Raw genomic sequence first — 9,296 nt, forward strand, 5'->3', positions numbered from 1 at the left:
TACACGATGCGCGCACTTGTTTCTACACGATCCGGGTGCAACCAGCTGATCTATCTCGGGAAAACGTGGGGAAACCTCAGTCTCCGACAGGTTCAGCCACGCGGCAATCTGCTGCATCTGATTGGACGACAACGTGTCCGCCTTGAGGACCACGCCCAAGGGATTGCCGTTGCCGTATTGGCCGCCGAAGACATCCAGTTGCAGGTAGCGGTGCTGCTCATGGTCTGTGAATCTCGATCAATGGAATGCGCGTCGATGGTTGCAGCGCAAACCGTTGCAGTAGTAGAGGCGGCAGTCGGCGTGCTGTGATCGCACCCGGCCTCATGCGAGCGATATTGGCAGTAGAATCGGAGGTTCCGCCCGGCGTGCCGTGCATCTTTCCCACCATCCTAAACGCCTATCTCAATGTCAGCTCTCCACACTACCGATCGTTGGATCGTCCTCAAGTTCGGCGGCACCTCGGTGTCGCGTCGTCATCGCTGGGACACGATTGGAAAACTGGCGAGCAAACGGGCGAACGAAACCGGCGGCCGCGTGCTGGTGGTGGTGTCCGCACTGTCGGGCGTGACCAACGAACTCACCGCGATCGCCGACGGCGCCGCCGACAGCGCGCAGCGCGTGGCCGCGCTGGAGCAGCGTCATCGCGAATTCCTGGCCGAGCTGGAACTGGACGCCGATGCGGTGCTGGGCGAGCGACTCGCCGCGCTGCATGCGTTGGTGGGCGATGCGCGCGCGGCAACGTGCACACTGGACTGGCAGGCCGAGGTGCTGGGGCAGGGCGAGTTGCTGTCCTCCACCATCGGCGCGGCCTATCTGCACGCCAATGGCCTGGACATGGGTTGGCTGGACGCGCGCCAGTGGCTGTCGGCATTGCCGCCGCAGCCCAATCAGAGCGAATGGTCCAAGCGCCTGTCGGTGTCCTGCCAATGGCAGTCCGACGCCGACTGGCGCGCGCGTTTCGATGCGCAGCCCACGCGTTTACTGATCACCCAAGGCTTCATTTCGCGGCATGCCGATGGCGGTACCGCGATTCTCGGACGCGGCGGTTCGGATACCTCGGCCGCCTATTTCGGTGCGCTGCTCGGCGCCAGCCGGGTGGAAATCTGGACCGATGTGCCCGGCATGTTCAGCGCCAATCCTAAAGAGGTGCCGGATGCGCGGCTGCTGACCCGTCTGGACTATTACGAAGCGCAGGAAATCGCCACCACCGGCGCCAAGGTGCTGCATCCGCGTTCGATCAAGCCGTGCCGCGATTCCGGCGTGCCGATGGCGATTCTGGACACTGAACGCCCCGATCTGCCGGGCACCAGCATCGACGGCAATGCCGAGCCGGTGTTGGGCGTCAAGGCGATCAGCCGCCGCAATGGCATCGTGCTGGTGTCGATGGAAGGCATCGGCATGTGGCAGCAGGTGGGCTTCCTGGCTGATGTGTTTACGCTGTTCAAGAAGCATCGGTTGTCGGTGGATTTGATCGGCTCGGCCGAGACCAATGTCACCGTGTCGCTGGACCCGTCCGAGAACCTGGTCAACACCGATGTGCTGGCGGCGCTGTCGGCCGATCTGTCGCAGATCTGCAAGGTCAAGATTATTGTTCCTTGCGCGGCGATCACGCTGGTCGGGCGCGGCATGCGCTCGCTGTTGCACAAGCTCTCCGATGTGTGGGCCACGTTCGGGCAGGAACGCGTGCACATGATTTCGCAGTCGTCCAACGACTTGAACCTGACCTTCGTCATCGACGAAGCCGATGCCGATGGCTTGCTGCCGATCCTGCATGCGGAATTGATCGACAGCGGCGCGATGCCGGTGAGCGAAGGCGAGGTGTTCGGTCCGCGCTGGCGCGAGATCATCGGCTCGGTGCGTCCGCGGCCCACGCCGTGGTGGCATGCCGAGCGCGCGCATCTGCTATCCCTGTCCAAGGCCGGCACGCCGCGTTACGTGTATCACCTGCCCACGGTGCGTGCGCGTGCGCATGCATTGGCGCAGATTGCCGCAGTGGATCAGCGCTATTACGCGATCAAGGCCAATGCGCATCCGGCGATCTTGATGGCACTGGAACGGGCCGGTTTCGGGCTGGAATGCGTGTCGCACGGCGAGTTGCGCCGCGTGTTCGATACCTTGCCAGAGCTGTCGCCACGCCGTGTGTTGTTCACCCCGAGTTTCGCGCCGAAGGCCGAATACGAAGCCGGCTTTGCGCTGGGCGTGACTGTCACCGTGGACAACGTCGAAGCGCTGCGGCGCTGGCCGGAGGTGTTCCGTGGCCGCAACGTGTGGTTGCGCATCGACCTGGGGCATGGCGACGGTCACCACGAGAAGGTCAATACTGGGGGCAAGGCCTCCAAGTTCGGCCTGTCGTCCACGCGTGTGGATGAGTTTGTCGACGTGGCGCGCACGCTCGAGGTCACCATCACCGGCGTGCATGCGCACCTTGGCAGCGGCGTGGAGACCGGCGAGCACTGGCGAATGATGTACGACGAACTGGCGGGCTTTGCGCGCCGCATCGGCACCGTGGAAACCATCGACATCGGTGGCGGCTTGCCTATTCCTTACAGCGCCGAGGACGAGCCGTTCGATCTGGATGTGTGGGCCAAGGGGCTGGCAGAGGTCAAGGCCGTGCACCCGGGCTATCGGCTGGCGATCGAGCCGGGCCGTTATCTGGTGGCCGAGGCCGGCGTGCTGCTCGCGCAGGTCACGCAGGTGATCGAAAAGGACGGCGTACAGCGCGTCGGCTTGGATGCGGGCATGAACACGCTGATCCGCCCCGCGCTGTACGACGCCTGGCACGACATCGAAAACCTCAGCCATCTCGACGCGCCGGCCGATGGCACCTTTGATATCGTCGGGCCGATCTGCGAATCCTCCGATGTGTTCGGCAAGCGCCGTCGTCTGCCTGCCGCCACCGCGCCGGGCGATGTGATGCTGGTGGCCGATGCCGGCGCTTACGGCTATTCGATGGCCAGCAGCTACAACCAGCGCGAATTGCCGCGCGAAGATGTGATCGATGCGTCCGCAGGCTGAGTTCATCGCGTTCAGCACGGTGGCTGGTGGCGTTGCGATGGTGTTCGCCACCGCGCTGCAACAACTGAGCCTGGGCATGCCGTGGTCCGATACATTCAAATGGGCGTTGCCTGCGCTGGTTGCCGCCGGTAGCGGTGCGTGGTTGGCCGGGCGTTGGCAACATCGACGCGATGAGCGGGTTCCTACGCGCCGCAGTGGCTGGATGGCGGTGCGCACGGTGCTGTTGAGCGCGCTGAGTTATGTGCCGGTGGTGGCCCTGTATCTCGCAGTTGCCTTGGCGGTATCTGGCGATGCAACGGCCGGACGTCTGGATGTGCTGCTGCTGGCGGTACTGTTCGGTTGCCTGCCGCTGCTGGGGGCCGCGGTGCCGTTTTCCATGATTGAATATGTCCTGTGCCGACGTTATCTGCGTCGCGTACGTGTTCTTGCAGGTAGTCCATGAGCGCTTTCGACAAGCACCAGATGTCCACCTTCCGTTTCGTGCGTTGCGCACTGGATGCGCAGACCGGCGTGGCGACGCTGGTGTATGCCTTCGATCAAGGGCCGGAGCTGGTCGAGACGGTCGCGGTACCGGGCGCACCGTTTGTGCTGGACGGTGCGCATGCCACTGCCGTGCAGCAGGCATTGCGCATCCTGCATCTCATCGCGGGCGTGAGTTATTTCAAAGCCGCGGTGCCGCCAAACATCCAGATCGACGACTATGTGATCGATACCGACACCGCTGCGCTGGTAGAGAGCGTTTATCTGCATGGCCTGGGTGAGTTCGCCTATCGCAATGGCTTGAACCTGCACGGCAAGATCAACTTTCCGGTGGGCACACAGTCGATTGGCGATGCGCCTGCGATCGGTCTGCGTGAGCATGCCTTGGTTGCGATTGGTGGCGGCAAGGATTCGCTGGTCAGTATCGAAGCGCTGCGCGATGCCGGTGTCGAGCAGACCGTCAGCTGGATCGGTGGCTCGCAGCTGATCCGCGCATGTGCCGAGCGCACCGGTTTGCCGGTACTCAATATCGGCCGCGTGCTGGCCTCGGAATTGTTCGAACTCAATCGCCAGGGCGCCTGGAACGGGCATATTCCGGTCACCGCGGTGAACTCGGCCATTCTTGTGTTGGCTGCGTTGCTCACTGGCGTGGATCAGGTGGTCTTTTCCAACGAGCGTTCGGCCAGTTACGGCAGCCAGATTCCCGGCACCGGCGAGGTCAATCACCAGTGGTCCAAGGGCTTGGCGTTCGAGCAGGCGTTCGGCGACTACGTGCAGCGCCATGTAGCCGCCAACCTGCGCTATTACTCGTTGCTGCGGCCGTTGTCGGAGCTGGCGGTGGCGCGACAGTTCGCCAAGACCGATCATTACGAAGCGCATTTTTCCAGCTGCAACCGCAACTTCCACATCATGGGCGAGCGCCCGGTGCATCGTTGGTGCGGTGTCTGCCCGAAGTGCCATTTCGTGTTTCTGGCGTTGGCCCTGTTCATGCCGAAAACGCGCCTGGTCAAGATCTTCGGGCGCAATCTGCTCGACGATCCCGCACAGGCCGGTGGCTACGATGCGCTGCTGGAATTTCAGGATCACAAGCCGTTCGAATGCGTTGGCGAAGGCCGCGAATCGCGCGCGGCGATGGCGGTGCTGGCAACTCGTGCCGAGTGGAAGGAAGACGCGTTGGTGAAGCGCTTCATTCGCGAGATACAGCCGCAACTGGACCAGCAGGAGTTGCAACTGCAGCCGCTGATGGCCATCGACGGCGAGCACCGTATTGTGTCGGCGCTGTGGGAGCGCGTGCGTGCGAATTTCGCAGCTTGAAGGCAGGGCGGTTGCGTTATGGGGTTGGGGGCGCGAAGGACGCGCCGCGTATCGCGCGCTGCGCGCCGTGCTGCCCACGCAATCGCTGACGGTGTTCTGCAACGCTGAAGAAGCGTCCGAGCTCGACACACTGGCCGACGCTGCGTTGCATGTAGACACCAACGCCAGCGCGCAAGCGCTGGGCCGGTTCGACATTGTGGTGAAGTCGCCGGGCATCAGCCCGTATGGCGCGCAAGCGCACACCGCGGCAGCCGAGCACGGCACCCAGTTCATTGGCGGCACCGCGTTGTGGTTTGCCGAGCATGCGCTTGCTGATGGCAACGTGCCTGGCGCCATTTGCGTCACTGGCACCAAAGGCAAGAGCACCACCACCGCGCTGTTGGCGCATCTGCTGCGCGCGGCCGGGCATCGCACCGCGTTGGTCGGCAATATCGGCCAGCCGCTGCTGGAAGTGTTGGTGCCGCAACCGCCGCCGGTGTATTGGGCGATCGAGTTATCCAGTTACCAGACCGGCGACGTGGGGCGCAGCGGTGCGCGTCCCGAGCTGGCACTGGTATTGAACCTGTTTCCCGAGCACCTGGACTGGCATGGCGATCAGGCGCGCTATGTGCGCGACAAGCTGTCACTGGTCACCGCGGGTCGCCCGCACATCGCCTTGCTCAACGCCGCCGACCCGTATCTGACGCAGCTGCAATTACCGGACAGCGAGGTGCGCTGGTTCAACCATCCCCATGGCTGGCATCTGCGCGGCGATGTGGTGTATCGCGGCGAGCAGGCGGTGTTCGATACCGCCAACGTGCCGCTGCCGGGCGAACACAATCGGCGCAATCTATGCGCGGTGTTGGCGGCAGGGGAAGCATTGGGCCTGGACGCGGCAGCGTTGGCACCGGCTGCACTGACGTTTCGCCCGTTGCCGAACCGCTTGCAGTTGCTTGGCAGCGTGGATGGCATCAGTTACGTCAACGACTCGATCAGCACCACCCCACACGCGTCACTGGCGGCGTTGGCCTGCTTTGCGCAGCGTCGCGTGGCCTTGCTGGTCGGCGGGCACGATCGCGGGCTGGATTGGCACGATTTTGCCCTGCAGATGGAGCAGCAGGCGCCGCTGGACATCGTCACCATGGGGGGCAATGGGCCGCGGATCCATACGCTGCTGGCTCCGTTGGCGCAAGCAGGTCGCTTCGGTTTGCATGCTGCCAACGATCTGGAGCACGCAATGCAGCTGGCCCGTGATGCCCTGGGAGAGCAGGGCGGTGTGGTGTTGCTGTCGCCGGGGGCGCCCAGCTTCGGTGCGTATAGCGATTACGTCGCACGCGGCCGCCATTTCGCGCAACTGGCGGGGTTCGACCCGGCCGCGATCAGTGCGATTCCCGGCTTGGGTGTGCAGTAGGTTTATCGCCGCCAATCAGGTGCCGATCGACTCAAGGCGAGCATTCGCACGAGGTGCTGTTTTACTCCCCCACCACGCGTCGCTCCGGCAAGCGTGCCGATGCCGGCTGGCTGCGTAACCTACGCGCGGCGCGATGCGCATTGCGCATGCTGAAAAATTGCTTCAACGCACGGTTGGGCGCTTGATGGGGGGCCCCAAAGCAGCTTGATCAATGTGTGCGTTCTACTGCGTAACGAGCAAGGCCACGCAACGCTGCAACCGCAGGGCTGGCCTGCAGGCCAGCCAACGCCTGTTCGGCGGCGGCGGCATAGTCGGCCGCGCGCTGGCGGCTGTAGTCCAGGCCACCAGTGGCGTGGATCGCCGCCAGCACGTCGGGCATCGCGCCTGCATCGCCTTGTTCGACGATCTGACGCAGACGCTGCCGGGTGGTCGCATCCGAATGCGCCATGGCGTGGATCAGCGGCAAGGTGGCCTTGCCTTCGGCCAGATCGTCGCCCAGGTTCTTGCCCAAATCGATGGCATCGGCGGCGTAGTCGAGTACGTCGTCGGCAATCTGGAAGGCGAAGCCCAACTGCATGCCGTAGTTGTAAAGGCGTTGCTGCACCTGCGCATCCGCGCCTGAGGCCAGCGCGCCCAGCCGTGTGCCGGCGGCGAACAACACGGCGGTCTTGCGCTCGATCACGCGCAGGTAGGCGGCTTCGTCGGTGTCGGGGTTATGCACGTGCAATAGCTGCAGCACCTCGCCCTCAGCGATGCGGTTGGTGGTGTCGGCCAGGATCTGCATCACTTCCATGCGGTCCAGCTCGACCACCAACTGGAAGCTGCGCGAATACAAAAAGTCGCCGACCAGTACGCTGGGCGCATTGCCCCACAGCGCGTTGGCGGTGCTGCGCCCGCGACGCAGGTCCGATTCGTCCACCACGTCGTCGTGCAGCAGCGTGGAGGTGTGGATAAACTCGATGATCGCCGCCAGCTGATGGTGTTCCGGGCCGGAGCCGCCCGCAGCGTGGCCGGCCAGCATCACCAGCATCGGACGCAGGCGTTTGCCGCCGGCGGAGATGATGTGATCGGCAATCTGGTTGATCAGTACGACGTCCGACGCCAGACGACGGCGGATCAACGCATCGACCGCAGCCATGTCGGGCGCGGCGAGGGACTGAATCTGGGGCAGGCTCAGAACGGTGGGGAGGTCTTCGGCGATGGTCATGCGCAGGCGTTCGTGATGTGCGTCGATTATAGGTGCCTGGGGCCAGATCCGTCCCGCCGACGCTGTTGCCAGCCTTCACATCAGTCGCAAACCCTTGTGGCGCTTGATACCGGCATGGCGCAGAGATGCAGGATCCCGACCTGCCCGCGCGGCATTCCCCGGCCCGCAGGTGCGCCGACGCGCCGGTGTCGGAAGCGGGGAGTGCGGTAACATTGGCGCCAAGACATTCACCGCCGCGCCCCATTGGCGCCGGCGCACCATCTCGGAAATATCTATGGCCCGCGGCATCAACAAAGTCATCCTCGTCGGCAACCTCGGCAACGATCCCGACACCAAGTACACCCAGGCCGGTATGGCGATCACCCGCGTGAGTCTTGCCACCACCAGTATGCGCAAGGACCGCGAGGGTAATAATCAGGAGCGTACCGAGTGGCACCGCGTGGTGTTCTTCGGAAAACTTGGCGAAATCGCCGGCGAGTATCTGCGCAAGGGCTCGCAGGTGTACGTCGAAGGCGAGCTGCGCTACGACAAGTACACCGGCCAGGACGGCGTGGAAAAGTACAGCACCGACATTGTCGCCAACGAGATGCAGATGCTCGGCGGCCGTGGTGAAGGCGGCGGCGGTGGTGGCGGCATGGGCGGCGATCGCCCGCAGCGCGCGCAGGCTCCGCGTCAGCAGCAGGGTGGCGGTGGTGGTGGCGGTCAGGGCGGCGGTCAGGATTACGCACCGCGTCGTCAGCAGCCGGCCCAGCAGCAGTCCGCACCGCCGATGGACGACTTTGCGGATGACGATATTCCGTTCTAATTCCAACAAAATTTTGTGTAAACAGAATCCCAGTAAGGTCTTACGCCTACTGGGATTTTTGCTGTTGACGCGGGCTGTCGCTCTCCTTGCGCACATGGCCGTGGTGTGCAGTTGCAGCCGGCCTAGCCAGGCAGGCAGAACCAACGCTGATGCCCAACCTCTTCCAGCACCGATGTCATCGACCAAGGACATCAAGTCCGCGTCCTGCTCCGGGCAGGAGACGTCGCAGCGTGTCGGCAAGCAACGGGGCGCCGCGCGCTTCGTGGTTGCAGTGCGTGCAAGCCTCCGGAAATTTTTGAATGCTGTGAAAAGTGCCATAATTGCACCTCGTCTCGGTGCGTTTTGACGACTCCTCAGCCAGAGAATCTGCGTCCCCCAGCCAGCGTCTCACTTCAAGCTGACCAGGTCCCCTGCAGGCGTTCCCATATGCCGCATTTCCTGTCGCTGCGCCCGCGCGCGCGACTGGCTGTTGCCATCGCCTGTTTCTGTGCCGTGCCGATCGCAGGGTCGCAGCAAGCTGCGACACCCCTCTACGATGCCAAGACGCTCGACACGTTGACCGTCACTGCCAACGGTTCGCAGGTCGAACTGCCGCCCGCCTATGCTGGCGGCCAGGTCGCCACCGGCGGGCGTGTCGGGCTGTTCGGCAACCTCGACGTCATGGACACGCCGTTCAACAGCATGAACTTCACCGCCGAGCTGATGCGCAACCAGCAGGCGCGCAGTGTGGCCGACGTGGTGCAGAACGACCCGGCGGTGCGGGTTGCGCTTGGTTTCGGCAATTTCCAGTAGTTGTACGTGGTGCGCGGCTTTCCCGTTTACTCCGACGACATGAGCTACAACGGCTTGTACGGCCTGCTGCCGCGCCAATACGTGGCGGCCGAGTTCCTGGAGCGGGTGGAAGTGTTTCGCGGCGCCAACAGTTTCATCAACGGCGCCGCGCCCGGCGGCATCGGGATCGGTGGCGCTTTCAATCTGGTGCCCAAGCGCGCTGGCGAGAACGACTCAAGGAGCCTCTAAAAACCCCAGCAATCTGCCATCATTGACTTGACGCCCTGCCAGCGGAGAACGACAGACATGATCAG

Annotated in this window: 8 protein-coding genes and 1 pseudogene; 7 read left to right on the plus strand and 2 right to left on the minus strand. The window is 63.7% G+C overall.

The window, feature by feature from the left end:
• Positions 1 to 78 precede the first annotated feature (78 nt).
• Positions 79 to 204: pseudogene (locus tag XpopCFBP1817_RS23265) on the minus strand (PhzF family phenazine biosynthesis protein); the annotation flags it as partial.
• A gap of 201 nt (positions 205 to 405) precedes the next feature.
• On the opposite strand from XpopCFBP1817_RS23265, the gene XpopCFBP1817_RS17825 reads away from it, so the two are divergent.
• Genes XpopCFBP1817_RS17825 through murD form a run of 4 tightly spaced genes read left to right on the plus strand, consistent with a single transcriptional unit; the run spans position 406 to position 6,199 of the window.
• On the plus strand, positions 406 to 3,015 hold the full coding sequence (locus tag XpopCFBP1817_RS17825) for a bifunctional aspartate kinase/diaminopimelate decarboxylase (protein ID WP_128418142.1): 2,610 nt from the start codon (positions 406 to 408) through the stop codon (positions 3,013 to 3,015).
• Positions 2,999 to 3,457, plus strand: a complete 459-nt coding sequence (locus XpopCFBP1817_RS17830; protein WP_128418143.1) for a hypothetical protein — start codon at positions 2,999 to 3,001, stop codon at positions 3,455 to 3,457. Before XpopCFBP1817_RS17825 ends, XpopCFBP1817_RS17830 begins: the two co-directional genes overlap by 17 nt.
• Positions 3,454 to 4,809 carry a UDP-N-acetyl-alpha-D-muramoyl-L-alanyl-L-glutamate epimerase gene (murL, locus tag XpopCFBP1817_RS17835; protein ID WP_128418144.1) on the plus strand — a complete coding sequence of 452 codons (1,356 nt, stop codon included), beginning with the start codon at positions 3,454 to 3,456 and terminating at the stop codon, positions 4,807 to 4,809. Before XpopCFBP1817_RS17830 ends, murL begins: the two co-directional genes overlap by 4 nt.
• The gene (murD, locus tag XpopCFBP1817_RS17840; protein ID WP_128418145.1) at positions 4,790 to 6,199 is read left to right on the plus strand and encodes a UDP-N-acetylmuramoyl-L-alanine--D-glutamate ligase; all 1,410 of its coding nucleotides are present in this window, start codon (positions 4,790 to 4,792) and stop codon (positions 6,197 to 6,199) included. Before murL ends, murD begins: the two co-directional genes overlap by 20 nt.
• Positions 6,200 to 6,407: 208 nt before the next feature.
• On the opposite strand, the gene XpopCFBP1817_RS17845 is transcribed toward murD, so the two are convergent.
• Complete coding sequence (locus XpopCFBP1817_RS17845; RefSeq protein WP_128418146.1) at positions 6,408 to 7,406, minus strand: polyprenyl synthetase family protein; 999 nt, start codon at positions 7,404 to 7,406, stop codon at positions 6,408 to 6,410.
• A gap of 274 nt (positions 7,407 to 7,680) precedes the next feature.
• Here XpopCFBP1817_RS17845 and ssb point away from each other — a divergent pair, with 274 nt between their 5' ends.
• From ssb to XpopCFBP1817_RS22250, 3 genes are all read left to right on the plus strand, one after another.
• Complete coding sequence (gene ssb / locus XpopCFBP1817_RS17850; protein ID WP_128418147.1) at positions 7,681 to 8,211, plus strand: single-stranded DNA-binding protein; 531 nt, start codon at positions 7,681 to 7,683, stop codon at positions 8,209 to 8,211.
• Between the two features lie 426 nt (positions 8,212 to 8,637).
• Entirely contained in the window at positions 8,638 to 9,003 is a 366-nt protein-coding gene (locus XpopCFBP1817_RS22245) for a Plug domain-containing protein (RefSeq protein ID WP_208619656.1), read from the plus strand.
• Between the two features lie 9 nt (positions 9,004 to 9,012).
• Complete coding sequence (locus XpopCFBP1817_RS22250; RefSeq protein ID WP_208619657.1) at positions 9,013 to 9,231, plus strand: TonB-dependent receptor plug domain-containing protein; 219 nt, start codon at positions 9,013 to 9,015, stop codon at positions 9,229 to 9,231.
• Positions 9,232 to 9,296 lie beyond the last annotated feature (65 nt).

Source organism: Xanthomonas populi, assembly GCF_002940065.1.
GTDB classification, from domain to species: domain Bacteria; phylum Pseudomonadota; class Gammaproteobacteria; order Xanthomonadales; family Xanthomonadaceae; genus Xanthomonas; species Xanthomonas populi.

Excerpts from the sequence above, each read along its gene's own strand:
- XpopCFBP1817_RS17825 (WP_128418142.1), top strand. The coding sequence starts at position 406 with ATGTCAGCTCTCCACACTACCGATCGTTGGATCGTCCTCAAGTTCGGC.
- XpopCFBP1817_RS17830 (WP_128418143.1), top strand. The coding sequence starts at position 2,999 with ATGCGTCCGCAGGCTGAGTTCATCGCGTTCAGCACGGTGGCTGGTGGC.
- murL (WP_128418144.1), top strand. The coding sequence starts at position 3,454 with ATGAGCGCTTTCGACAAGCACCAGATGTCCACCTTCCGTTTCGTGCGT.
- XpopCFBP1817_RS17845 (WP_128418146.1), bottom strand. The coding sequence starts at position 7,406 with ATGACCATCGCCGAAGACCTCCCCACCGTTCTGAGCCTGCCCCAGATT.
- ssb (WP_128418147.1), top strand. The coding sequence starts at position 7,681 with ATGGCCCGCGGCATCAACAAAGTCATCCTCGTCGGCAACCTCGGCAAC.
- XpopCFBP1817_RS22245 (WP_208619656.1), top strand. The coding sequence starts at position 8,638 with ATGCCGCATTTCCTGTCGCTGCGCCCGCGCGCGCGACTGGCTGTTGCC.